Genomic DNA, 22,164 nt, shown 5'->3' with positions numbered 1-22,164 from the left:
GTTCCTGACGCAAGCACGGAAACACCCATGGGTAGAGGCCCTTCCATCGAAAACCGCAAAAACGCGTCTGACGCGAAGCGCGGCAAGATTTTCACCAAGATCATCCGTGAGATCGGCGTAGCCGCGCGCGGCGGTGGAGGCGACCCCAACAACAACCCGCGCCTGCGGGTGGCCATGGACAAAGGCCTGGCCTCGAACATGTCCAAGGACGTGATCGAACGGGCCATCAAGAAGGCCACCGGCGAGCTGGAAGGCGTTGAATACGAAGAGATCCGCTACGAGGGCTATGCCCCCGGTGGCGTGGCCGTGATCGTGGACTGCCTGACCGACAACCGCGTGCGCACCGTGGCCGATGTCCGCCATGCGTTCAGCAAGTGCGGCGGCAACATGGGCACCGAAGGCTCGGTGTCCTTCATGTTCAAGCGCATGGGCGTGCTGCACTTCGCCGGCGGCGCCAACGAGGACGCGGTGACCGAGGCGGCCATCGAAGCCGGCGCCGATGACATCGTGGTGTACCCGGAAGACGGCGCCATCGACGTGCTGACCGCGGCGGACATGTACCACGCGGTCAAGGATGCGCTGGAGGCCGGTGGGCTGAAGCCGGACCACGCCGAGCTGACCTTCCGCGCCGACAACGACATCAAGGTCGAGGGCGACACCGCCCTGCAGGTCAAGAAGCTGCTGGACATGCTGGAAGACCTGGACGATGTGCAGGACGTGTTCTCCAACGCCGACCTCGGCGCGGACGCCTACGCCTGACGTCCATGCCCCCGTCTCGCCAAGTGCGACGTCGGGGGCGGACAATGCGGACCATGATGACTCCCGACGTTCCACGCATGATCCGCATCCTCGGCATCGACCCCGGTTCGCAACGCACCGGGGTGGGCATCATTGATGTGGACCCCACCGGCAGAGTGCTGCACGTGCACCACCTGCCGCTGGTGCTGCTGGGCGCCGACGACTTCCCCAACCGCATGAAGCTGCTGGTGCTGGGGCTCAACGCGCTGGTGGAGGAATACCGCCCGCACGAAGTGGCCATCGAGAAGGTGTTCATGGCGCGCAACCCGGATTCGGCCCTGAAGCTGGGCCAGGCCCGCGGCGCGGCGATCTCGGCGGTGGTCATGCGCGACCTGCCGGTGCACGAATACGCGGCCAGCGAGATCAAGCTGGCGGTGGTGGGCCGGGGCGGGGCGGAGAAGCAACAGGTCCAACACATGGTCGGGCTTATGCTCAACCTGAAAACCAGGCTGCAGGCCGACGCCGCCGATGCGTTGGCCGTGGCGATCACCCACGCCCACGTAAGGGCAACGGCGCAGCGCCTGGGCGTCAATGCCCGCCAGGCCTGGAGCCGGAAATGAGGACATCTGCATGATTGGTCGTCTGCGTGGGATCGTGGCGTACAAGGCGCCGCCGTGGCTGCTGATCGACGTCAACGGCGTCGGCTACGAACTGGAGGCGCCGATGAGCACCTTCTACGACCTGCCCGAACTGGGCCGCGAGGTCACCCTGTTCACCCACTACGCGCAGAAGGAAGACAGCGTGTCGCTGTATGGCTTCCTGCGCGAGGGCGAGCGCCGGTTGTTCCGCGACGTGCAGAAGGTCAGCGGCATCGGCGCCAAGATCGCACTGGCGGTGCTGTCCGGGGTGAGCGTGGATGAGTTCGCGAAGATGGTGCAGGCCGGTGACATCACCGCGCTGACCCGCATTCCGGGCATCGGCAAGAAGACCGCCGAGCGCATGGTGCTGGAACTGCGCGACCGCGCGGCCAATTTTGGCGGCGGCGGCGCGCCCATTGCTGGCGCAGCGCCGGCCACCGACCCGGTCTCCGAAGCCACCGTGGCCCTGCAGCAGCTGGGCTACAAGCCGACCGAGGCCGCGCGCATGGCGCGCGATGCCAACGCCGAGGGCGATGATGTCGCCACCGTGATCCGCAAGGCCCTGCAGGCCGCGCTGCGCTGAGCGCGCCGGCCTTTTTCCCTACCGACCGACGCCCTCCCGGAGTCCCATGTCCACCTCTTCCACCCAGCACGACAGCGGCCAGCACGGGCACGGCCATGCGCCGGCCGCCAGCGGCCTGGCCCTGATCGTCGGCGCCATCGGCGTGGTGTTCGGCGACATCGGTACCAGCCCGCTGTATACCCTGAAGGAAGCGTTCTCGCCGCATTACGGCCTCAACAGCGACCACGACACCGTGCTGGGCGTGCTGTCGCTTGCGTTCTGGGCGCTGAACATCGTGGTGACGCTGAAGTACGTCACCATCATCATGCGCGCCGACAACGACGGCGAGGGCGGCATCATGGCGTTGATGGCGCTGACCCAGCGCACCCTGCGCCACGGGTCGCGCTCGGCCTACGTGGTGGGCATCCTGGGCATCTTCGGTGCCTCGCTGTTCTTCGGTGACGGCGTGATCACCCCCGCCATTTCCGTGCTGGGCGCGGTCGAAGGCCTGGAAGTGGCAGCCCCCGGCCTGCATGCCTTCATCGTGCCGATCACCGTGGTGGTGCTGTTGGCGGTGTTTGCCGTGCAGCGCTTCGGCACCGAGAAGATCGGCAAGCTGTTCGGGCCGATCACCTCGATCTGGTTTATTTCGCTCGCCGCGATCGGCATCTGGAACATCGTGGATTCGCCCGAAGTGCTCAAGGCCTTCAACCCGATGTGGGCGCTGCGCTTCTTCATGGAGCACGGCTGGCACGGCATCTTCATCCTCGGTGCGGTGGTGCTGGCGGTGACCGGTGGCGAGGCGCTGTATGCGGACATGGGTCACTTCGGGGCCAAGCCGATCCGCCACGCCTGGTACTTCTTCGTGCTGCCGTGCCTGGTGCTGAACTACCTGGGGCAGGGCGCGCTGGTGCTCAACAACCCCGAGGCGGTGAAGAACCCGTTCTTCGAGGCGGTGCCGGAGTGGGCGCTGTACCCGATGATCATCCTGGCCACCATGGCCGCGGTGATCGCCTCGCAGTCGGTCATCACCGGCGCGTTCTCGGTCTCGCGCCAGGCCATGCAGCTGGGCTACATCCCGCGCATGCGCATCACCCATACCTCGCACGACACCATCGGCCAGATCTACATCCCCGGCATCAACTGGGGCATCGCGGTGATGGTCATCGGGCTGGTGCTGGCCTTCCGCAGCTCCTCCAACCTGGCGGTGGCATACGGCATCTCGGTGTCGGCGACCATGCTCATCGATACCCTGCTGCTGGCGCTGGTGGCCCGCGCGCTGTGGCCGACCTCGCGTTACTGGATCATCCCGCTGTGCGTGGTGTTCTTCATCATCGACCTGGGCTTTGTGATCGCCAACGGTGCGAAGCTGCTGCAGGGCGCGTGGTTCCCGGTGGTGCTGGGCATCGTGCTGTTCACCATGATGCGCACCTGGCGGCGTGGCCGCGAGCTGCTGCGCGATGAGATCCGCAAGGACGGCATCCGGCTGGATACCTTCCTGCCCGGGCTGATGCTGGCCCCGCCGGTACGGGTGCCGGGCACGGCGGTGTTCCTCACCGCCGACCCCTCGGTGGCCCCGCACGCGCTGATGCACAATCTCAAGCACAACAAGGTGCTGCACGAGCGCAACGTGTTCCTGCACGTGGAAACCCTGCCCATTCCGTATGCGATGGAGGGCAAGCGCCTGAAGATCGAATCGGTGGGCGATGAGTTCTACCGCGTGTTCGTGCGCTTCGGGTTCATGGAAACCCCGGACGTGCCGCTGGCGCTGATGCGCTCGTGCGACCACGGCGGGATCTACTTCGACCCGATGGACACCACCTTCTTCGCCAGCCGCGAAACCATCGTGGCCACCGCCAACCGCGGCATGCCGATCTGGCGCGACAAGCTGTTCGCGCTGATGCACCGGAACGCGGCGCCGGCGACCGGGTTCTTCCGGATTCCCGGAAATCGCCTCGTAGAACTCGGCGCGCAGGTAGAGATCTGACCGGGCGGCCGACCAACGGTCGGCCGCTACCCGCCATTTTCTCGATCCCGGGTAGGTGACGACCGTTGGTCGTCACGCTTTTTGCCGCATAATCGCGGGATGACCGACGACCGCATCATCGGCGCCGGTGCCACCCGCGAGGATGACACCACCGACGCCAGCATCCGCCCCAAGCGCATGGCCGATTACCTTGGCCAGGCGCCCGTGCGCGAGCAGCTGTCGATCTACATCGAAGCGGCCAAGGCCCGCGGCGATGCGCTGGACCATGTGCTGATCTTCGGGCCGCCGGGCCTGGGCAAGACCACCCTGAGCCACGTCATCGCCAACGAGCTGGGCGTGGCGCTGCGGGTGACCTCCGGGCCGGTGATCGAAAAAGCCGGCGACCTGGCCGCGCTGCTCACCAACCTGCAGCCGCACGACGTGCTGTTCATCGATGAAATCCACCGCCTGTCGCCGGTGGTGGAAGAAGTGCTGTACCCGGCGATGGAAGATTTCCAGATCGACATCATGATCGGCGAGGGGCCTGCGGCCCGCTCGATCAAGATCGACCTGCCGCCGTTCACCCTGATCGGCGCCACCACCCGGGCCGGCCTGCTGACCGCGCCGCTGCGCGACCGCTTCGGCATCGTGCACCGGCTGGAGTTCTACACCCCCGAAGAGTTGACCAGGATCGTCCGGCGTTCGGCAGCCATCCTCGGCATCGACTGCACCGCCGATGGCGCGGCGGAAATCGCGCGGCGTTCGCGCGGCACCCCGCGTATCGCCAACCGGCTGCTGCGCCGGGTGCGCGACTACGCCCAGGTCAAGGCCGCCGGCCATATCGACCAGGACGTGGCGCAGGCCGCCATGCAGATGCTGAAAGTGGACCCGGAAGGCTTCGACGACCTCGACCGGCGCATGCTGCGCACGCTGATCGATTACTTCGACGGCGGCCCGGTGGGCGTGGAATCGATGGCCGCGGCGCTGTCCGAAGAGCGCGGCACCCTGGAAGATGTGGTCGAGCCCTACCTGATCCAGCAGGGCTTCCTGGTGCGCACCGCGCGCGGCCGCATGGCTACCCAGAAGGCCTACCGCCACCTGGGCCTGAAGCCGAAGAATCCCCCGGCCGACCTGTTCGCGGAGGTGCCGGATGTCGGTTGACCTGCGGTTCAGTTGGCCGACACGCATATATTGGGAAGATACCGACGCTGGCGGGGTGGTCTACCACGCCCGCTACGTGGCCTTCATGGAACGGGCGCGCACCGAATGGATGCGGGCCCTGGGCTACGGCCAGGAACGCACCCGCACCGAGCATGGCCTGGTGTTCGCGGTCCGGTCGATGACCATGGAGTTCCTCAAGCCGGCGCGGCTGGACGACGCGCTGGCGGTGACCGCCACGCTGGTGCAGTGCAAGCGCGCCAGCATGGTGTTCGACCAGGCGGTGTGTCGCGGCGATGAAACGCTGCTGACCGCGCAGGTGAAAATCGCGGCACTGGACGCTGCCACATTCAAGCCGCGCGGCATGGACGATGCTCTCCACGCCGCGCTGAAACCCCACGTAATTCAAATAGCCGCATATTGAGGAACAACGGATGATCGGAATGCTCCTGGCCCTGCAGGCCACGGTGGTCGAAGCGCTGCCGCAGGAAGTCACCAGCGCCGCGTCGCAGACCGTCGCCCAAGCCGCGCACGGCGGTGGCATCAATTACCTGGACCTGATGATCAAGGCCAGCCTGCCGGTGAAGATCATCGTGCTGCTGCTGCTGGCCGGTTCGTTCATCAGCTGGGTGATCATCTTCCGCAAGGCGCGCGTGTTCAACGCCGCCAACCGCGAAGCCGATGAGTTCGAAAGCCGCTTCTGGTCCGGTGCCGACCTGGGCAAGCTGTACAGCGCTGCCACCGACCGCAACCGCAAGGTGGGCGGCCTGGAAGCGATCTTCGAGGCCGGTTTCCGCGAATTCACCCGCCTGCGCGACAAGCGCCGGCTGGATGGCCGCGCCCAGCTCGAAGGCGCCCAGCGCGCCATGCGCACCACCTTCACCCGTGAAGTGGACCAGATGGAGCGCAGCCTGGAGCTGCTGGCCAACATCGGTTCCACCGCCCCCTACGTGGGCCTGGTCGGCACCGTGTTCGGCATCATGGTGACCATGCACGACATGATCAACAGCGGTGAGCAGGCCGGTATCGCCTCGGTTGCACCGGGTATTTCCGAAGCCCTGTTCGCCACCGCCATCGGCCTGTTCGTGGCCATCCCGGCGGTGTGGGCCTACAACCGCTTCACCACCCGCGTCGAGCGCCTGTCGGTCCGCTTCGAGACCTTCGCCGAAGAGTTCAGCTCGATCCTGCAGCGCCAGTCCGCGGGCGACGAGTAAGCGCCCAGCACAAGGATCACGCCATGACCGCTGCCATCGGCCGCCGCAAGCGCCGCAAGCTCAAATCCGAAATCAACGTCGTGCCGTACATCGACGTCATGCTGGTGTTGTTGATCATCTTCATGGTCACCGCGCCGCTGCTCACCCTGAGCTTTGAAGTGGACCTGCCCAGTTCGCAGGCCAAGGCGCTGGAGAGCAAGCAGGACCCGGTGATTGTCTCGGTGCGCCTGGACGGCCAGCTCAGCCTGAAGCTGCCGGAAGCCAAGGAGCCGGCGCCGATGGACGCCGGCCAGCTGCAGGCCCAGCTCGGCGCGCTCGCCGCGCAGGACAAGAACCTGCGCGTGATCGTGGCCGCTGACAAGGCCGTGGCCTATGAAAAGGTGGTCGCGGCGATGGACGTGATCAAGCGCGCCAACGTGGAAAAGGTGGGCCTGGCGACCGATGCACGCTGAAGCCCTGCCACCGCAGCGCCAGCCGGAAGGCGAGTGGGGCCTGCCGATCGCGCTGGCGATCCTGGTCCACGTGCTGCTTGCGCTGGTGTTCATCGCCGCCTGGCTGTGGTCACCCCAGCGCAGCACCGAAGCGGCCGCCGGCGATCCGGCCATTGAAGCCAGCCTGCAGCTGTCGGCCTCGGAAGCCGCTGCGGCACGCCAGGCGCTGCGCGCCTCGGAAAAACTGCCTGACCTGCCCGAGCCGGTGGCCGAGCCGATCCCGGTGGAAGAAGACACCGTGCCGCCGCCACAGCCGCTGCCCGAGCCGCGCCCGCAGGACGCGCCCACTCCGCAGCAGCAGAACGCCCAGGAACGCATCGCCCAGCCCGACACCGTCGACCAGGCTGCGGTCAACGCGATGTCGATCTCGGCCGAGAAGGCCAAGCAGGAGCAGGAAGCCAAGCGCCGCCAGGAGCAGATCGACCTCACCGAGCGCAAGCGCGTGGAAGAGGCCGAGCAGAAACTGCGCCTGGCCAAGCAGCAGGAAGAGGCCGCGCAGAAGAAGAAGCTGGCCGAGCAGGAGCAGAAGGCCAACGACGCCAAGGCCGCGGAAACCGCGAAGAGGCTGGCCGAGATCCGCGCCAAGCGCGCGCAGCAGGAAAGCGAGATCAAGCGCGCCGAACAGAAACTTCGCGAGGTCACTGCGGCGCGGGCGGCCGCAGGGCAATCCACCGCCGGTGCCAGCGGCGCCGCCCAGCCGGCCGCCGGTGGCGGCGGCACCAGCGACGACCTGCGTGCCAAATACGCGGCAGCGATCCAGCAGAAGGTGCTGGCGGCATGGACCCGCCCGGACAACGTGCCGTTCGGCCAGCGCTGCAAGATCGTGATCGTGCAGCTGCCCGGCGGCAACGTGAACTCGGCCAAGGTCAGCCCGGATTGCCCGTTCGACGAAGCCGGCCGCCGTTCGATCGAAGCGGCCGTGCTCAACGCCCAGCCGCTGCCGTACCGCGGCTTCGAAGAGGTGTTCTCGCGCCAGCTCAACTTCACCTTTACCGCCCAGGACAACTGATCCCGGGCGGGCAGGTCGTGCCCGGTTTCGTTAATGACACGTGATTTTTCGTGGCATGACCACTCGGATTTCACACCCGGTTGGTTCATGATTGCGAAACCGTTCACCGCACTGCTGTTATCCCTCGTTCTGGTTTTCCCCCTATAGAGCGCCCATGAAGAAGATGCCTCGCTGGTTTGCCGTGTTCGCGGCTTTGTTGTTCCTGCCACTTGCCGCCGCTGCGCAGCAGAGGGGCCTGGACATCGACATCATCGGCGGCAACGCCTCCGCGCTGCCCATCACCGTGGTGCCCATGCCCTACCAGGGCTCGGCCGCCGCCCCGCAGACCGACGTGGCGCAGGTGGTCCGCGCCGACCTGGAGCGTTCGGGTCAGTTCCGCACCCTCCCCGAAGCGCAGATCGTCGAAAAGCCCACCCGTGGCGGCGAGATCCAGTTCGCCACCTGGCGCGCGCTGAAGCAGAACTACATCGTGGTCGGCCGGGTCATGGACGCCGGTGCCGGCGCCTACCGCGTCGAATACGAGCTGTATGACGTGCCCAAGGGCGAGCGCCTGCTGGGCCTGGCGATGACCGCCCGTGGCAATGCCATGCGCGACGTCGCCCACCAGATGGCCGACGCCATCTACGAAAAGATCACTGGTGTGCGCGGCGCCTTCTGGACCCGCATTGCCTATGTCACCGCCAGCGGCAAGGGCGATGCCATGCGCTACGCGCTGATGGTGGCCGATTCGGACGGCTTCAACCCGCAGACCATCGTGCGTTCGGCCGAACCGCTGCTGTCGCCCTCGTGGAGCCCGGACGGCAACCGCCTGGCCTACGTCAGCTTCGAGCGTGGCAATTCGGCGATCTACATCCAGAACATCGCCACCGGCGCCCGTGAGCTGGTCACCAGCTTCCGCGGCATCAACAGCGCCCCGTCGTTCTCCCCGGACGGCCGCCGCCTGGCCCTGTCGCTGTCGCGCAGTGGCAACCCGGAAATCTACGTGATGGATCTGGGCAGCAAGCAGCTCACCCAGCTCACCAACCATTTCGCCATCGACACCGAGCCGACCTGGAGCGCAGACGGTTCCAGCGTCTACTTCACCTCCGACCGTGGCGGCCGCCCGCAGATCTACCAGGTCTCCTCCAGCGGTGGCAGCGCCTCGCGCGTGACCTTCCAGGGCAACTACAACGCGACCCCGAGCATGTCCTACGACGGCAAGAAGCTGGTCGTGGCGCAGGGCAGCGGCAATACCTACAAGATCGCGATGATGGACAGCAGCCTGGGCTCGCCGCGCTGGAGCACGCTGTCGCCGGGTTCGCTTGACGAGTCCCCCACGTTTGCGCCCAACGCAAGCATGGTGCTGTATGCCGCCCGCGAGGGTGGTCGTGGAGTGTTGTATGCCGTGTCGGCTGATGCGCGCGTGCGCCAGCGGCTGGTACTGGCCGACGGTGATGTCCGCGAACCTTCTTGGTCGCCATACCGTACAAAGCGCTAACAGAGTGTTAAGATCCGCACGTATTCATCCCTACATCCGGCTTTAGGAGCCTCAAAGGTAACTACATGAACAAGACCACCCGCGTTTTGCTTGTCTCCCTGCTGTCCGTGGCCGCTCTGGCCGGTTGCTCCAAGAAGGTCAAGGAACAGCCTGCTGCTCCGGTCGACACCGGCAGCACCTCGCAGCCGACCGGCCCGTCGACCTCCGGCCTGTACGGCCCGGGCGACCTGGACACCGACGCCTGCCTGCGCCAGCGCGTTGTGTTCTTCGACCTGGACCAGGATGCAATCAAGCCGGAATTCCAGGCCCAGATGGCCTGCCACGCCAAGTACCTGCGTGACCGTCCGTCGTCCCGCATGACCCTGCAGGGTCACACCGACGAGCGCGGTTCGCGCGCCTACAACCAGGCCCTGGGTGAGCGTCGTGCCAACGCCGTGTCCTCGGCGCTGCAGGCCAACGGTGGTTCGGCCAGCCAGATCACCGTCGTGTCCTACGGTGAAGAGCGTCCGACCTGCACCGAGTCGAACGAAGGTTGCTGGTCGCAGAACCGTCGCGTCGAAATCGTCTACACCGCGCAGTAATCCATGCGCATCGGCATCACATCCCTGATGCTGGTCGTTGCGGCAGCCCTCGTGGCTGCCGCACCGGCGCAGGCCCAGCGGCAGAGCCTGGCCGACCGCGTTGGCGCGCTCGAGCAGCAGGCCTACAACAACAGCTCCAACCAGGACCTGTTGAACCAGGTCACCCAGTTGCGTCAGCAGATGCAGCAGCTGCAGAGCACCGTCGAACAGCTCCAGCACGAAAACGCCCAGTTGAAACAGACCTCGCAGGACCAGTACCTGGACCTGGACGGGCGTCTGAACCGTATTGAAGGTGGCTCGGCCCCGATCCTTCCGGCCGCTCCGGCCGCGAACGCCCCGGCCGTTGCCCCCAAGCCCGCCGCACCGGCAGTGGCCGCCACCGAGCGGCCGCCCTCCGTGCACGGCGACGCGGGCAGCCTTGCCGCCAGTGGCGATGAGCGTACCGCGTACAACGTAGCCTTTGATTCGCTCAAGGCCGGCAAGTACGACGACTCGGCCCAGCTGTTCCTGAGCTTCCTCGAGCTCTATCCCAATGGCGTCTACACCCCCAACGCGCTTTACTGGCTGGGTGAAAGCTACTACGCCACCCGCAATTTCCCGCTCGCCGAGGCGCAGTTCCGCGACCTCATCGCGCGTTACCCGACCCACGACAAGGCCTCTGGTGGCCTGTTGAAGATCGGCCTTTCCCAGTACGGCGAAGGCAGGATCGATGAAGCCCAGGCCACCCTGGAGCAGGTCGTCAACACCTATCCCGGCTCGGACGCCGCGCGCACCGCGCAGGACCGTCTGCAGGCCATCCGCCTCGGCCAGCAGATCCGCTGAGGCCCCGACCGGCCAAGGCCGGTATAATCAAAGGTTGGCCCGACTGTTTCGGGCACCGTAGAGCCAGGCCCTGCCTGGCTGCTCTCGTTTCCGTAACCGCACACCAGACGCCCACGATGACCACCCCCCTGTCCGCCGCCGCCGCGCTCCCCAGCGAGATCGTGCAGTCGCCCCTGCCACGGCTGAAGATCACCGAGATCTTCACCTCCCTGCAGGGCGAAGCCGATACCGCCGGCTGGCCGACCGCGTTCGTGCGCCTGACCGGCTGCCCGCTGCGCTGCACCTACTGCGACACCGCCTACGCCTTCCACGGCGGCACCTGGTGGGACATCGACGAGATCGTGCGCGAAGTGCTGGCCCAGGGCGTCCACCACGTGTGCGTGACCGGTGGCGAGCCGCTGGCGCAGAAGCGCTGCCTGGTGCTGCTGGAGAAGCTGTGCGAGGCCGGCCTGGACGTCTCGCTGGAAACCTCCGGCGCGCTGGATGTGAGCGGCGTGGACGCGCGGGTGTCACGCGTGGTCGACCTCAAGACCCCCGGCTCGGGCGAGATGGCGCGCAACCGCCTGGAGAACCTGCCGCTGCTGACCCGCCGCGACCAGATCAAGTTCGTGCTGTGCAGCCGCGAGGACTACGACTGGGCGCGAGGCATGGTCCGCGAGCACCGCTTGAACGAGCGCTCGATGGTGCTGTTCTCGCCCAGCAAGGGCCAGGTCAGCCCGCGCGAGCTGGCCGACTGGATCGTGGAAGATCGCCTGCCGGTCCGCTTCCAGATGCAGCTGCACAAGATTCTGTGGGACGACGAACCGGGCCGCTGAGCCCGTTCGTTGCCCCTTGATGTACCGGCGCGGGACAGCGTGCTGGCTTTCCCGCAACCCACCGGAAACACCCTCATGAAGAACGCAGTTGTCCTCCTGTCCGGCGGCATGGATTCCGCCGCCGTCGTCGCCATGGCCCGCGAGCAGGGCTTCGCCGTGCACGCCCTGAGCGTGCGCTACGGCCAGCGCCACACCTCCGAACTGGACGCCGCCGCGGCCGTGGCCAAGGCGCTGGGCGTGGTCGCGCACAAGACCGTCAACGTGGACCTGCGCAGCATCGGCGGCTCGGCGCTGACCGACGACATCGACGTGCCCGAAGCGGGCGGCGAGGGTATTCCGGTCACCTACGTGCCGGCACGCAACACCATCATGCTCTCGGTCGCGCTGGGCTGGGCCGAAGTGCTGGGCGCCAACGACATCTTCTGCGGCGTCAACGCCGTGGATTACTCCGGCTACCCGGACTGCCGCCCCGAGTTCATCAGCGCCTTCCAGACCTTGGCCAACCTAGCTACCAAGGCCGGCGTGGAAGGGGCGGGCATCCAGGTGCACGCCCCGCTGCAGTTCCTGAGCAAGGCAGACATCGTGCGTGAAGGCGTGCGCCTGGGCGTGGATTTCGGTCTTACGGTGTCCTGCTACAACGCCGACGACAGCGGCGCCGCCTGCGGCCACTGCGACGCCTGCCGCCTGCGCGCGCAGGGCTTCGCCGACGCCGGCGTGGCCGACCCGACCCGCTACGCCTGATCGCCGGGCTACGCCTGCGCCGCAAGATGGGTTAGAATGCGCACCCCCGGCGCGAAGTCGGGGCATGCAATGGGCCGTTAGCTCAGTCGGTAGAGCAGAAGACTTTTAATCTTTTGGTCGATGGTTCGAATCCATCACGGCCCACCACTGCACCAAACGATTGAAGGCGCCCGATGGGCGCCTTCTTGTTGCTGGCGAAGACATCCGTCAGGACACGCAGCACTCGCCACCGGTGTCATCTCCGTTGTACGCCAGAGCGTGTTCCCGATGGATACAATCCATCGATCCCGGTAGCTCCCGGGCGCTGACATGTGCTCTCCAGTGAAGATTCTCCTGACAGGAAGTTCAGGCCGGGTAGGTCGCGCCATCTTTGGCGCCCTGGCCGCCCGCCACGAAGTGGTGGGCATTGACCGCAGTCCCTTCGCGACCACGCGTCACGTGGCCGATTTCACCGATACCCGGATGCTGGCCAAGGTGCTGCAGGGCGTGGATGCGGTCATCCATGCCGCTGCGCTGCACGCGCCGCATGTGGGCCTTTTCAGCGACAGCGAATTCCAGCGCATCAACGTGGAAGGAACCCGCACGCTGGCGATGCTGGCGCGCGAGGCGGGCGTGCGGCGGCTGGTGTTCACCAGCACCACCGCGCTGTACGGGCACGCCATCGTGCCGGGGCGTTGCACTTGGGTGGATGAGCAGACCACGCCCCAGCCCCGCACCGTTTACCACCGCTCCAAGCTGGCCGCCGAACAGTGGCTGGAAGAGGCCGCTGGACCCGACCTGGATGTGCGCGTGATCCGGATGTCGCGCTGCTTCCCGGAGCCGCCGGAACGCATGATGCTGTACCGGTTGCATCGCGGCATCGATGTCCGTGACGTGGCGGACGCGCATGTGGCTGCGCTGACCAATCACGGCCCGGCGTTCCAGCGTTACCTGGTCAGTGGCTGGACGCCGTTCCAGCGGGAGGATTGCGAGGCGCTGGTGACGCACCCGCGTGACGTTCTGGCCCAGCGGTGCCCGCAATGGCTGGCCGAGTACGACCGTCGCGGCTGGTCACTGCCGGTGGTGGATCGCATCCACGACGCGCGCGCCGCCAGTGTCGGCCTGCAATGGCGCAGCTGGCGCGGGCCGGAAACGATCCTGGAGCAACTGGCGGTGGGCAGTATCGAAGTCCTGCCCGATACCGCCCGCGTCGATGACTGCACCATTGAATAGTGCACTTACACGCCGCCTGAGCGCGGCATGGCGCAGACTAGGTAGATTGAGTAGCAGGCGCTGTGGAGGTGCCATGAACCGTTTTGTCCTGATTGGCCTGGGCGCACTGGCGCTGGCGGCCTGCAAACCCACGCCGACCGATACGACGGCTGCACCCACCGCGCCCGCCACGAGCCAGGCCGCGTCCGAATCGCCGAAGCCGGCACCCGCGCCAGCCGCGCTGCCGGCGGCGGGTTCCGAGGGCCCGTCGTTCGATTGCGCCAAGGCCGGCTCGGATGCGGAGAAGACCGTATGCGGTGACGCACGGCTCTCGGCATTGGATCGGGAGCTGGCCGGGCTGTACAAGGCGGCGCAGGCCGGTCCGGGCGAGCTTGATGTGGCCGCTGAACAGCGCGGCTGGATCAAGGGCCGCGATGCCTGCTGGCAGGCGGTGGACGCCAACCGGTGCCTGCTCGAGTCGTACCAGACCCGCATCGTCGAGCTCCGGCTGGCCGCGGCCACTGGGCCGGGACCGGCCGCGACGCAGTATCAATGCGATGACGCCAGCAAGCCGCTCTCGGTGGTGTTCTACAACGAGCTTGACCCGCAGGTTGCGGTCATTCGGGTGGGCCGTGACCAGGCCATCGCGTTTGCCGCACCGTCAGCCAGTGGCAGCCGCTACACCCGCGAGGGCGTGGAGTTCTGGGAGCACCAGGGTGAGGCCACACTGGAGTTCTACGGCACGCGCCTGAGTTGCAAGGTGGCAGGCAACTAAAGTGAAGTGGGTGCCGGCACAGGCCGGCACCGACTCACCGCTCAGCGTACGCGGCGGTAGCGCACTTCGTTCTGACGATCGCCCACTTCGGTGGTCACGAAGCCATCGCGGCTCTGGTTGATGTCGAACACGCTGCTGCCCACGTTGAGCTGGCCGCCATTGACCCAGCCCGACAGGTTCTGTCCGCTGGCCTGTGCCGACATCCGGCCATCGGCTTCGATGCGCATGCGGATGTCGGTGTTGTACATCGGGTTGTAGCCCTCGAACTCGCCCACCATCCACTGCGGCACGTACGAGGTATGACGCGCGCCCTGGTAGTTGTCATCGTCGTAGCGCTCGTCCTGCTTGTTGGCGTTGTGCACCAGCGCACCCAGGATTGCCGCACCGACCAGCACGCCGGCCGCCACCTTCGCATCATGGTTGTCGTCGTCGCGGCCATGGTGGCGATCATCGCCGCGCACCCGGAACGAGGCGCGGCAGCCGTCGTCGACCCACACATTGCGTCGGTCATAATCCCAGCTGCGCCCTTGGCGGCAGTCGGCACCGGACAGCTTGCGGTCCAGCGTGACATAGCCGGCGTAGGGCAATGCACAGGACTGGTAGCGGTTGTCGCGGCTTTCGCAGGTGACAAAGTCATCCGCGCGCACGTCGGTCAGCGTGGCCAGGAGTAGCAGGGGCGTGCCAAGCAGCAATCGGGTCTGCATGATCAGGATTCCGGCAAGGAAGGTTCACTTGCCGAACGATGCGCAGGGTTTGATGAAATCCTGATGAAAGCAGGGCGCGACCAGCGCGCCCTGTCGGCTTCCGGGCTCAGGCCGCCCGATCCACATCCTGGTCGCCGAAGCAGGCGCGGATCGCATCCAGCAGCTCGCTCATCGAATACGGCTTGGGCAGGAAGTGGATCCCCGGGGCCAGCTGCGGGGTTACCCGGTCCGGCTGCAGGCCGGAGGTGACCAGTACCGGCAGGCTGGGCTGGTGCTGGCGGATGCGGTGGGCAGCTTCAATGCCGCTCAGCCCGCCGAGGCAGACGTCGGTGAATACGAGGTCGAAGCGCTCGCCGGCCTGCAGCAGGCCCAAGGCGGCTTCGGCCGAGCTGACGGCGGCCACGTCGCAGGCTTGGCTTTCCAGCGCCATGCGGCTCAGTTCACGGGTGTCTTCGGTGTCTTCGATCAACAGCACGCGCGGTGCAACATGGCGCTTGGACAACAGCATGACGCGGGTTCCCCTGCAGGGTTTGGGTGGAAAGGCGCGGCAGTATGGGCAGCAGAAGGTGAGGGGATCGTGCAAAAACCGTCAGCCGAACGTTGTTCTGTTGTGCGCGGGTCAGGTAGGCCACGGTACAGTCGGGATCTGACCCCGAATGGAGCCAAATCGATGCAATGCCCCGTATGTACGACCCAAGCGCTGGTGATGTCCGAGCGCCAGGGCATCGAAATCGATTACTGCCCGCAATGCCGGGGCGTGTGGCTGGACCGTGGTGAGCTGGACAAGATCATCGAGCGCTCGGCCGGTGCGGCCGCGCCCGCCCCGGTGCGTGCCGCCGCGCCGCCTCCGCCGCCGCAGCAGGTCCACCCGCAGGTGCAGCACCGCGACACGCGCCACCTTGGCCAGCAGCACTATGGCGATGGCCAGGGCTACCGCAAGAAGAAGAAAGAAAGCTTCCTGTCCGACCTGTTCGATTTCTGATCGCCCACGCGGTCCGCGCGCCGGTCCTGCTCAGGGCCGGCGCAGGATGAATTCCAGGTCGCGGCTTTCGCCCACCGGGAATTCATAGGTGCCTACCTGCACACAGCCGTAGCGCGCGTAGAAGCGCTGCGCGCCGAAGTTCTCCGACCACACGCCCACCCACAGCGTGCGGCGCCGGGGCTGGTCCAGCCAGTCCAGCAACGCGTCCATCAGCCGTGCGCCGTGGCCGCCGCCTTGGTGGCTGGCGTGCACGTACAGCCGCTTCAGTTCGATATCACCTTCCGTCGCCAGTGCATGGGCCAGGCTGTTCGGCCCGGCCGCGAGGTAGCCGATGGCCTGCTCGCCATCGAACAGCAGCCATGCGGCGCTGAGCGGATCTTCCAGCTCACGACGCTGGGGTGCAGGTGAGTAGTGCGCGTCGAGGAAGTCGCGCAGGTCCTGCGGCGGATACGAGTCGCCGAAGGTCTCTGTGTAGGTGGCCATGGCCAATGCAGAGAGCAGCTCTGCATCGGCAGGCGTTGCACGGCGGATCTGCAGTGCCATCAGAACCAGACCCGCACCCCGGCCACCCAGCGGGTGTCACGGGTGTGCTCGCCCGCTGCCTGGTGGTAATCGGCCGTGTCACCGAACAGGCGCTCGTGGCTGACACCGATGTACGGGGCGAAGCGGCGGCTGAACTCGTAGCGCAGGCGCAACCCGGCCTCGACCTTGTTCAGGCCCGCACCCATGCCGTGCTCGGGTTCGTCCCTGGCGGCGAGCGTGGCCTCCACCAGTGGCTGCAGGATCAGGCGGTTGGTGAGCAGCAGCTCGTACTCGACCTCCATCGTGGCAGCCAGTTGTCCGCCTTCGCCGACATACGCCGTCGCCGAGGTTTCGAACTTGTACGGGGCAAGGCCCTGGATGCCGAACGCCGCCCAGGTGCGCGAATCCGCGGGGCGGAAATCCTGCTTCACGCCGACCAGCACGTCCCACCACGGCGACACGCTGCGCCCGTACAGCACTTCGAGATCGGACGACTCCGTGCGCCGGCCGCTGCGTTCGCCTTCGCTGCGTACCCACAGGCGGTTGATGTTGCTGCCGACCCAGCCGCTGGCTTCCCAGGCCTGGCCGGTGCCGTGCTGGCCATCCCAGTGTTCCAGCCGGTTGATCAGCAGCAGGCTGTGCACATTCGGTGCGTGCTCCATCGCATCATGGTTGATGGGCGGGAAGGCGGCCGCTCGGTCGGCGTCGGTGACTTCGGGAATGGGTTCGCGCGGAGCAACCGGCGCGGTGCCATGGCCCATGGCGGCGTGATCCATCGTCGAGTGATCCATCTGCGCGTGGTTGGCGCTGCCGTGATCCATGGTCGAGTGGTCCATTTTCGAATGGTCCACCGCAGCCGGTACGGCCGCGGGTGCAGTATCGGTGTGTGCGTGCGCATGCGACTGCGCCCACGCCGGCCCGGCGATGGCGCTCAAAAGGGCGACGGTGAGCATCTTCATTCTTCAATCCTCACTTCGCGCATCATCCCTGCTTCCATGTGGTACAGCAGGTGGCAGTGGTAGGCCCAGCGGCCCAGCGCATCGGCGCGCACGCGGTAGCTGCGGCGCGTGCCCGGCGGCATGTCGATGGTGTGCTTGCGCACCTGGAATTCGCCATCGGCGTTTTCCAGGTCGCTCCACACCCCGTGCAGGTGGATGGGGTGCTGCATCATGGTGTCGTTGACCAGCACGATGCGCATGCGCTCGCCGTAGTTCAGGCGCAGCGGTTCGGCGCTGGCAAACGGAATGCCATCGAACGACCAGCTGAATTTTTCCATGTGGCCGGTGAGGTGCAGTTCGACCTCCCGCGACGGCTCGCGCCCATCGGGATCCTCGAACAGGCTACGCATCGCGCCATAGGTGAGCACCTGGCGGCCGTTGTCGCGCAGGCCGATGCCCGGGTCGTCGAGCTTGGGCTCGGTGGCCGCGCTCTGCATGTCGACCAGCGGGTTGCCGGTCTCGCTCGGCGCGTGGCGCGGTGCCTTGCCGGCGCTGCCATGGCCGCCGTGCCCCATGTTGGCGCCGCAGCCGCCTTCCATGCCTTTCATGTCATGGCCGGCCATGCTGGCGCCATGGCCCATGTCATGCCCCATGTCGCTCATGGTCAGCAGCGGGCGCGGGTCGCGCGCGGGGATCGGCGCCTGCAGCCCGTGGCGCACGGCCAGGGTGCCGGCGGCGTAGCCGGTGCGGCCCATGTCCTGGCAGAAGATGGTGAACGCATCCTGGCCAGTGGGCTCGACGATCACATCGAACGTTTCCGCCGGTGCGATGCGGAATTCATCGATGCTCACCGGGTGGATGTACTGCCCGTCGGCGGCGACCACGGTCATCTTCAGGCCGGGAATGCGCACGTCGAAGTAGGTCATCGAGCCGCCGTTGATGAAGCGCAGCAGCACCTTTTCGCCGCTGCGGAACAGCCCGGTCCAATTGCCGGCCGGGGCGGTGCCGTTGAGCAGGTAGGTGTAGGTGTGGGCATTGATGTCGGAGATGTCGGTGGGGGTCATCCGCATCCTTCCCCACATGCCGCGGTCGGCCGTGGCCGCGCTCCATCCATCGCGGCGCACGTCGCGCAGGAAATCGGGCAGCGTGCGCTTGTAGTAGTTGTCGTGCTCGGCGAGCTTCTTCATGCGCCGGAACAGCGCGCCGGGGTCCATGTCGGTCCAGTCCGACAGCAGGATCACGTGCTCGCGGTCGAACCGGTAAGGGGCCGGTTGCAGCGGGTCGATGATCAGCGCGCCGTACAGGCCGGCCTGTTCCTGGAACATGGAATGGCTGTGGTACCAGTAGGTGCCGGACTGCTTGAGGGTGAACCGGTACTGGTAGGCCTCGCCCGGGGCGATGCCGTTGAAGCTCAGGCCGGGCACGCCGTCCATGTTGGCCGGCAGCAGGATGCCGTGCCAGTGGATGGAAGTGGGGTGGCCCTGCAGGGCGTTGGCCACGCGCACGTTGACGGTGTCGCCTTCGCGCCAGCGCAGGATCGGTGCGGGCAGGCTGCCGTTGACGGTGATCGCCGGGCGGGTGCGGCCGGTGAAGTTGGCCAGTGATTCGCCGATGCTCAGCTGGAACTGCTGGCCGCTGAGCACCTGCGGGGCGGTGGCCACGCGGGGGGCGGCGTTGGCCAGGGCGCGCGCGGGCACGGCGCCTGCCAGGCCGGCAACCACGCCGCCGGCGGCCAGGCCCTGCACGAACAGGCGTCGCGACGGTACGGGCGGGGCGCCCGCGCCGGGGGAAGAGGGGTGTGACATTGCAACTCCGAATCGGATCCGAGGGGCACGCGCAGGTGCCAGCAGGACGCGCGTGCGTCAGCACGGCATCGCGTTACGCAGGCGTTCGTAGCGAACGCGCGCTCAGGCGATGGGAGGGCGGGTGATGCGGTCCAGCGGCGGGCTGGGCAGGGACGGGTGGGCAACCTGCAGCAGCACCTGCGACGGCGGCGGGGGTACCGGAATCCAGGCGATCTGCACGGTCAGGCTGGGCTGCTGGGCGCAGTTGCGCAGGCAGTCCTTGATCCTGCAGTGCTCGCCGTCGTCCGGTGCCTGGGCCGGCGGTTCGGCCGGGGCACCGTGCATGGCGGCATGCTCCTGGCCATGGCAGGGCGGCGCGGGTGCGTCTTCGGCAGCGGCGGGCGTGGCCATCGCCAGCACCATGGGGCCGGCCATGGCCGCGTTCAGCCCGTTGAGCAACAGGCTGAGCATCAATACCACTCGCAGGAGCAGGCCACTGGCGGACATGGGCGCCACCTTAGCGCCAAAGCGCGCACCACGCACCTGTGCCTGAACGGCAGGTTCAACGTTGGACGTGGGTCTGGCGGGGCGCGCGCGCATCAGCCTTCTTCGCGGACGATCTCGACCAGCCGCTCGCCGTAGCGGGACAGCTTGGTGCCACCGATGCCGCCTACGCGGCCCAGCGCGTCGATGCTGGTGGGGCGCTGTTCGGCGATGTTGCGCAGGGTGCTGTCGTGGAAGATCACGAAGGCCGGCACGTTCTGCTCGCGCGCCAGCTCGGCACGCAGGCCGCGCAGGGCGTTGAACAGGGCCAGGTCCTGTGGCAGCACCGACAGGCCGGTGCGCTGGCCGCCGCGCTCGCGTTCGCGGGTCCTGGGGCTTTCGCGGCGCATCATCACCTTGCGCTCGCCCTTGAGCACCTGGCGGCTGCCGTCGGTCAGGCGCAGGCCGCCGTAGGCGTCGCTGTCCACTTCCAGCAGGCCGGCGGCCACCAGCTGGCGGAACACGCTGCGCCAGGTGCGGGCATCAAGATCCTTGCCGATGCCGTAGGTGCTCAGTTCGGTATGGCCGAACTGGCGGATCTTGTCGTTCTCGCCGCCGCGCAGGATGTCGATCAGGTGGCCCACGCCAAAGCGCTGGCCACTGCGGTACACGCAGCTCAGCGCCTTCTGCGCGGCCACGCTGGCATCCCAGGCATCGGGTGGCTGCAGGCAGTTGTCGCAGTTGCCGCACGGCTGCGGATAGGTTTCGCCGAACCCGGCCAGCAGCACCTGGCGGCGGCACTGCATGGATTCGCAGTAGCCCAGCAGGTGGTCGAGCTTGGAGCGTTCCAGCGCCTTGCGCTCTTCGCCCGCCTCGGACTGCTCGATCATCTGCTTGAGCAGTACCACGTCGCCCAGGCCATAGCAGAGCCAGGCTTCGGCCGGTTCGCTGTCGCGGCCGGCACGGCCGGTTTCCTGGTAATACCCTTCCATCGACTTGGGCAGGTCGGTATGCGCCACGAAGCGCACGTCGGGCTTGTCGATGCCCATGCCGAAGGCGATGGTGGCGCACATCACGATGCCGTCTTCGCGCAGGAAGCGGCGCTGGTTGGCCGCGCGCACCTCGGCCGGCAGGCCGGCGTGGTAGGGCAGGGCGTTCATGCCCTCCTTGCACAGGAACTCGGCGGTTTCCTCGACCTTGCGCCGCGACATGCAGTAGACGATGCCCGCTTCATCGCGGTGGCCGCGCAGGAAATCCAGCAGCTGGCGCTTGGCGTTGTCCTTCTGCACCACGGTGTAGCGGATGTTGGGGCGGTCGAAGGAGCTGACGAAGTGCTGGGCATTGGTCAGGTCCAGCCGCTCGGCGATCTCGCGCTGGGTCGGCGGGTCGGCGGTGGCGGTCAGCGCGATGCGCGGCACGTCCGGCCAGCGCTCGTGCAGAACGGTGAGCTGGCGGTATTCAGGTCGGAAATCGTGGCCCCATTGCGAGACGCAATGGGCTTCGTCGATGGCGAACAGCGCAATTCGGCTGCGCGCCAGCAGGGACAGGAAACGGCCGGTGAGCAGCCGCTCGGGCGCGACGTACAGCAGTTCCAGCTCGCCGGCGGCCAGCTCGCGCTCGACCCGGGCGGCGGTTTCGCCATCCAGGGTCGAATTCAGGTATTCGGCGCGCACGCCCAGCTGGCGCAGGGCTTCGACCTGGTCCTGCATCAGCGCGATCAGCGGCGAGATGACGATGCCGGTGCCCTCGCGCAGCAGGGAAGGCACCTGGTAGCACAGCGACTTGCCGCCGCCGGTGGGCATCAGCACAAGCGCGTCATTACCGGCCGCGACATGCTCGACGATCGCCTGCTGCGGACCGCGGAAATCGTCGTAACCAAAGATGCGGTGCAGCAGTTCGTGCGCGGGGCGGGAAGACATCGCGCTAGTTTACCGGTTCCGGGGAGCGTTCCCCGTCCGGAACTCCCCCGATGGAGCATCGGGGGAACGGGGCCGGCGTTACTGGAGGAGCGAGCGGAGCATCCAGGCGTACTTCTCGTGGGTCTGCAGGCGCTGGGTCATCAGGTCTTCGGTCGGGGCGTCGTCGGCGTCGTCGGCCACGTCCAGCACCTTGCGGGCGGTCCGGCACACGGCCTCGTTGGCGGCAACCAACTGGCGTACCATCTCACGCCAGTCGGCGCTGTCGGTCAGGCCCGGTTCCTCGGCGATCGAGGTCAGGGCGGCGAACTCGCGGTAGGAGCCCGGCGCGTTGAAGCCCAGGGCGCGGATGCGTTCAGCCACGTCGTCCAGGGCCGCCCACTGTTCGGTGTACTGGGTCTCGAACATCAGGTGCAGCGAGTTGAACATCGAGCCCGTCACGTTCCAATGGAAGTTGTGGGTCTTCAGGTAGAGCGTGAACGCGTCTGCCTGGAAGGCCGACAGGCCCTCGGCAATCTTCTTGCGATCTGCTTCCTTGATCCCGATATCAATGTTCGGGGCCGAGGGCGCCGCTGCTGCCAGCTTCAGTTTGGCGCCCTGGGGCTTGGTGGCCTTGGGCTTGGCCGGGGTCTTGGTCTTCGCCATGGGGGAAATCCT

Annotated in this window: 25 protein-coding genes and 1 tRNA gene; 18 read left to right on the top strand and 8 right to left on the bottom strand. The window is 67.0% G+C overall.

Annotation, left to right across the window (positions count from 1 at the left end):
- Nucleotides 1-27 precede the first annotated feature (27 nt).
- The 17 genes from ACQG3P_RS10335 to ACQG3P_RS10255 all read left to right on the top strand — a co-directional run bounded on the left by ACQG3P_RS10335 (nt 28) and on the right by ACQG3P_RS10255 (nt 14,178).
- The gene (locus ACQG3P_RS10335) at nt 28-759 is read left to right on the top strand and encodes a YebC/PmpR family DNA-binding transcriptional regulator (RefSeq protein WP_068853759.1); all 732 of its coding nucleotides are present in this window, start codon (nt 28-30) and stop codon (nt 757-759) included.
- Between the two features lie 77 nt (nt 760-836).
- Entirely contained in the window at nt 837-1,358 is a 522-nt protein-coding gene (gene ruvC / locus ACQG3P_RS10330) for a crossover junction endodeoxyribonuclease RuvC (protein ID WP_184126845.1), read from the top strand.
- A 10-nt stretch (nt 1,359-1,368) separates the two neighbouring features.
- Nucleotides 1,369-1,959: a Holliday junction branch migration protein RuvA gene (gene ruvA, locus ACQG3P_RS10325; protein WP_068853757.1), complete on the top strand. Its 591-nt coding sequence runs from the start codon at nt 1,369-1,371 to the stop codon at nt 1,957-1,959.
- 46 nt (nt 1,960-2,005) lie between these two features.
- Nucleotides 2,006-3,925, top strand: coding sequence for a potassium transporter Kup (locus tag ACQG3P_RS10320; protein WP_068853756.1), 1,920 nt, complete (start codon nt 2,006-2,008; stop codon nt 3,923-3,925).
- A gap of 99 nt (nt 3,926-4,024) precedes the next feature.
- The gene (gene ruvB, locus ACQG3P_RS10315; RefSeq protein WP_184126745.1) at nt 4,025-5,065 is read left to right on the top strand and encodes a Holliday junction branch migration DNA helicase RuvB; all 1,041 of its coding nucleotides are present in this window, start codon (nt 4,025-4,027) and stop codon (nt 5,063-5,065) included.
- The gene (gene ybgC, locus ACQG3P_RS10310) at nt 5,055-5,486 is read left to right on the top strand and encodes a tol-pal system-associated acyl-CoA thioesterase (RefSeq protein WP_095364364.1); all 432 of its coding nucleotides are present in this window, start codon (nt 5,055-5,057) and stop codon (nt 5,484-5,486) included. The genes ruvB and ybgC overlap by 11 nt, the downstream gene beginning before the upstream one ends.
- 10 nt (nt 5,487-5,496) lie before the next feature.
- The gene (tolQ, locus tag ACQG3P_RS10305) at nt 5,497-6,276 is read left to right on the top strand and encodes a protein TolQ (protein ID WP_068853753.1); all 780 of its coding nucleotides are present in this window, start codon (nt 5,497-5,499) and stop codon (nt 6,274-6,276) included.
- 23 nt (nt 6,277-6,299) lie between these two features.
- The gene (tolR, locus tag ACQG3P_RS10300; RefSeq protein ID WP_068853752.1) at nt 6,300-6,728 is read left to right on the top strand and encodes a protein TolR; all 429 of its coding nucleotides are present in this window, start codon (nt 6,300-6,302) and stop codon (nt 6,726-6,728) included.
- On the top strand, nt 6,718-7,776 hold the full coding sequence (gene tolA, locus ACQG3P_RS10295; protein ID WP_426804979.1) for a cell envelope integrity protein TolA: 1,059 nt from the start codon (nt 6,718-6,720) through the stop codon (nt 7,774-7,776). Before tolR ends, tolA begins: the two co-directional genes overlap by 11 nt.
- A gap of 154 nt (nt 7,777-7,930) precedes the next feature.
- The gene (gene tolB / locus ACQG3P_RS10290) at nt 7,931-9,253 is read left to right on the top strand and encodes a Tol-Pal system beta propeller repeat protein TolB (protein WP_068853750.1); all 1,323 of its coding nucleotides are present in this window, start codon (nt 7,931-7,933) and stop codon (nt 9,251-9,253) included.
- 65 nt (nt 9,254-9,318) lie between these two features.
- Complete coding sequence (gene pal / locus ACQG3P_RS10285; RefSeq protein WP_093533752.1) at nt 9,319-9,834, top strand: peptidoglycan-associated lipoprotein Pal; 516 nt, start codon at nt 9,319-9,321, stop codon at nt 9,832-9,834.
- Nucleotides 9,835-9,837: 3 nt separating this feature from the next.
- Nucleotides 9,838-10,656: a tol-pal system protein YbgF gene (gene ybgF / locus ACQG3P_RS10280; RefSeq protein WP_184126748.1), complete on the top strand. Its 819-nt coding sequence runs from the start codon at nt 9,838-9,840 to the stop codon at nt 10,654-10,656.
- A 116-nt stretch (nt 10,657-10,772) separates the two neighbouring features.
- Nucleotides 10,773-11,471, top strand: coding sequence for a 7-carboxy-7-deazaguanine synthase QueE (gene queE / locus ACQG3P_RS10275; RefSeq protein WP_426804978.1), 699 nt, complete (start codon nt 10,773-10,775; stop codon nt 11,469-11,471).
- 75 nt (nt 11,472-11,546) lie between these two features.
- Complete coding sequence (gene queC / locus ACQG3P_RS10270; protein WP_068853746.1) at nt 11,547-12,212, top strand: 7-cyano-7-deazaguanine synthase QueC; 666 nt, start codon at nt 11,547-11,549, stop codon at nt 12,210-12,212.
- 71 nt (nt 12,213-12,283) lie between these two features.
- Nucleotides 12,284-12,359 (top strand) — tRNA-Lys (locus ACQG3P_RS10265).
- A 174-nt stretch (nt 12,360-12,533) separates the two neighbouring features.
- The gene (locus ACQG3P_RS10260) at nt 12,534-13,424 is read left to right on the top strand and encodes an NAD-dependent epimerase/dehydratase family protein (protein WP_426804977.1); all 891 of its coding nucleotides are present in this window, start codon (nt 12,534-12,536) and stop codon (nt 13,422-13,424) included.
- Nucleotides 13,425-13,497: 73 nt separating this feature from the next.
- Complete coding sequence (locus ACQG3P_RS10255; RefSeq protein WP_426804976.1) at nt 13,498-14,178, top strand: MliC family protein; 681 nt, start codon at nt 13,498-13,500, stop codon at nt 14,176-14,178.
- A gap of 41 nt (nt 14,179-14,219) precedes the next feature.
- Here ACQG3P_RS10255 and ACQG3P_RS10250 read toward each other — a convergent pair whose 3' ends face one another.
- Nucleotides 14,220-14,882 (bottom strand): DUF3011 domain-containing protein, encoded by a 663-nt coding sequence (locus ACQG3P_RS10250; protein WP_426804975.1) that lies wholly within the window; start codon nt 14,880-14,882, stop codon nt 14,220-14,222.
- Nucleotides 14,883-14,988: 106 nt separating this feature from the next.
- Nucleotides 14,989-15,390 (bottom strand): response regulator, encoded by a 402-nt coding sequence (locus ACQG3P_RS10245; protein WP_068853740.1) that lies wholly within the window; start codon nt 15,388-15,390, stop codon nt 14,989-14,991.
- Nucleotides 15,391-15,552: 162 nt separating this feature from the next.
- Here ACQG3P_RS10245 and ACQG3P_RS10240 point away from each other — a divergent pair, with 162 nt between their 5' ends.
- Entirely contained in the window at nt 15,553-15,864 is a 312-nt protein-coding gene (locus tag ACQG3P_RS10240; protein ID WP_093533758.1) for a zf-TFIIB domain-containing protein, read from the top strand.
- 30 nt (nt 15,865-15,894) lie between these two features.
- Here ACQG3P_RS10240 and ACQG3P_RS10235 read toward each other — a convergent pair whose 3' ends face one another.
- From ACQG3P_RS10235 to ACQG3P_RS10210, 6 genes are all read right to left on the bottom strand, one after another.
- Nucleotides 15,895-16,407, bottom strand: coding sequence for an N-acetyltransferase family protein (locus ACQG3P_RS10235; protein WP_426804974.1), 513 nt, complete (start codon nt 16,405-16,407; stop codon nt 15,895-15,897).
- On the bottom strand, nt 16,407-17,345 hold the full coding sequence (locus ACQG3P_RS10230) for a copper resistance protein B (protein ID WP_426804973.1): 939 nt from the start codon (nt 17,343-17,345) through the stop codon (nt 16,407-16,409). The genes ACQG3P_RS10235 and ACQG3P_RS10230 overlap by 1 nt, the downstream gene beginning before the upstream one ends.
- Nucleotides 17,342-19,129 (bottom strand): copper resistance system multicopper oxidase, encoded by a 1,788-nt coding sequence (locus tag ACQG3P_RS10225; protein WP_426804972.1) that lies wholly within the window; start codon nt 19,127-19,129, stop codon nt 17,342-17,344. Before ACQG3P_RS10225 ends, ACQG3P_RS10230 begins: the two co-directional genes overlap by 4 nt.
- 102 nt (nt 19,130-19,231) lie before the next feature.
- Nucleotides 19,232-19,615 (bottom strand): CopL family metal-binding regulatory protein, encoded by a 384-nt coding sequence (locus ACQG3P_RS10220; RefSeq protein ID WP_426804971.1) that lies wholly within the window; start codon nt 19,613-19,615, stop codon nt 19,232-19,234.
- 92 nt (nt 19,616-19,707) lie between these two features.
- Complete coding sequence (gene recQ, locus ACQG3P_RS10215; protein WP_426804970.1) at nt 19,708-21,510, bottom strand: DNA helicase RecQ; 1,803 nt, start codon at nt 21,508-21,510, stop codon at nt 19,708-19,710.
- 78 nt (nt 21,511-21,588) lie between these two features.
- Nucleotides 21,589-22,152: a Dps family protein gene (locus ACQG3P_RS10210; RefSeq protein WP_093533764.1), complete on the bottom strand. Its 564-nt coding sequence runs from the start codon at nt 22,150-22,152 to the stop codon at nt 21,589-21,591.
- Between the last annotated feature and the right edge of the window lie 12 nt (nt 22,153-22,164).

The organism is Stenotrophomonas sp. SrG (assembly GCF_050031795.1).
GTDB lineage: Bacteria > Pseudomonadota > Gammaproteobacteria > Xanthomonadales > Xanthomonadaceae > Stenotrophomonas > Stenotrophomonas rhizophila_A.
Note: the sequence above shows the minus strand (reverse complement) of the source record. Positions and strands in the feature narration are given on the sequence as shown.

What these genes read in the sequence shown, in the direction of transcription:
- ACQG3P_RS10335 (WP_068853759.1), top strand. Translation starts at nt 28, where the DNA reads ATGGGTAGAGGCCCTTCCATCGAAAACCGCAAAAACGCGTCTGACGCG.
- tolR (WP_068853752.1), top strand. Translation starts at nt 6,300, where the DNA reads ATGACCGCTGCCATCGGCCGCCGCAAGCGCCGCAAGCTCAAATCCGAA.
- tolQ (WP_068853753.1), top strand. Translation starts at nt 5,497, where the DNA reads ATGATCGGAATGCTCCTGGCCCTGCAGGCCACGGTGGTCGAAGCGCTG.
- ACQG3P_RS10235 (WP_426804974.1), bottom strand. Translation starts at nt 16,407, where the DNA reads ATGGCACTGCAGATCCGCCGTGCAACGCCTGCCGATGCAGAGCTGCTC.
- ybgC (WP_095364364.1), top strand. Translation starts at nt 5,055, where the DNA reads ATGTCGGTTGACCTGCGGTTCAGTTGGCCGACACGCATATATTGGGAA.
- ybgF (WP_184126748.1), top strand. Translation starts at nt 9,838, where the DNA reads ATGCGCATCGGCATCACATCCCTGATGCTGGTCGTTGCGGCAGCCCTC.
- ruvC (WP_184126845.1), top strand. Translation starts at nt 837, where the DNA reads ATGATCCGCATCCTCGGCATCGACCCCGGTTCGCAACGCACCGGGGTG.
- ruvB (WP_184126745.1), top strand. Translation starts at nt 4,025, where the DNA reads ATGACCGACGACCGCATCATCGGCGCCGGTGCCACCCGCGAGGATGAC.
- queC (WP_068853746.1), top strand. Translation starts at nt 11,547, where the DNA reads ATGAAGAACGCAGTTGTCCTCCTGTCCGGCGGCATGGATTCCGCCGCC.
- ACQG3P_RS10245 (WP_068853740.1), bottom strand. Translation starts at nt 15,390, where the DNA reads ATGCTGTTGTCCAAGCGCCATGTTGCACCGCGCGTGCTGTTGATCGAA.
- tolA (WP_426804979.1), top strand. Translation starts at nt 6,718, where the DNA reads ATGCACGCTGAAGCCCTGCCACCGCAGCGCCAGCCGGAAGGCGAGTGG.
- ACQG3P_RS10240 (WP_093533758.1), top strand. Translation starts at nt 15,553, where the DNA reads ATGCAATGCCCCGTATGTACGACCCAAGCGCTGGTGATGTCCGAGCGC.
- recQ (WP_426804970.1), bottom strand. Translation starts at nt 21,510, where the DNA reads ATGTCTTCCCGCCCCGCGCACGAACTGCTGCACCGCATCTTTGGTTAC.
- pal (WP_093533752.1), top strand. Translation starts at nt 9,319, where the DNA reads ATGAACAAGACCACCCGCGTTTTGCTTGTCTCCCTGCTGTCCGTGGCC.
- ACQG3P_RS10250 (WP_426804975.1), bottom strand. Translation starts at nt 14,882, where the DNA reads ATGCAGACCCGATTGCTGCTTGGCACGCCCCTGCTACTCCTGGCCACG.
- queE (WP_426804978.1), top strand. Translation starts at nt 10,773, where the DNA reads ATGACCACCCCCCTGTCCGCCGCCGCCGCGCTCCCCAGCGAGATCGTG.
- ACQG3P_RS10320 (WP_068853756.1), top strand. Translation starts at nt 2,006, where the DNA reads ATGTCCACCTCTTCCACCCAGCACGACAGCGGCCAGCACGGGCACGGC.
- ACQG3P_RS10230 (WP_426804973.1), bottom strand. Translation starts at nt 17,345, where the DNA reads ATGAAGATGCTCACCGTCGCCCTTTTGAGCGCCATCGCCGGGCCGGCG.
- ACQG3P_RS10220 (WP_426804971.1), bottom strand. Translation starts at nt 19,615, where the DNA reads ATGTCCGCCAGTGGCCTGCTCCTGCGAGTGGTATTGATGCTCAGCCTG.
- ACQG3P_RS10210 (WP_093533764.1), bottom strand. Translation starts at nt 22,152, where the DNA reads ATGGCGAAGACCAAGACCCCGGCCAAGCCCAAGGCCACCAAGCCCCAG.
- ACQG3P_RS10225 (WP_426804972.1), bottom strand. Translation starts at nt 19,129, where the DNA reads ATGTCACACCCCTCTTCCCCCGGCGCGGGCGCCCCGCCCGTACCGTCG.
- ruvA (WP_068853757.1), top strand. Translation starts at nt 1,369, where the DNA reads ATGATTGGTCGTCTGCGTGGGATCGTGGCGTACAAGGCGCCGCCGTGG.
- ACQG3P_RS10255 (WP_426804976.1), top strand. Translation starts at nt 13,498, where the DNA reads ATGAACCGTTTTGTCCTGATTGGCCTGGGCGCACTGGCGCTGGCGGCC.
- tolB (WP_068853750.1), top strand. Translation starts at nt 7,931, where the DNA reads ATGAAGAAGATGCCTCGCTGGTTTGCCGTGTTCGCGGCTTTGTTGTTC.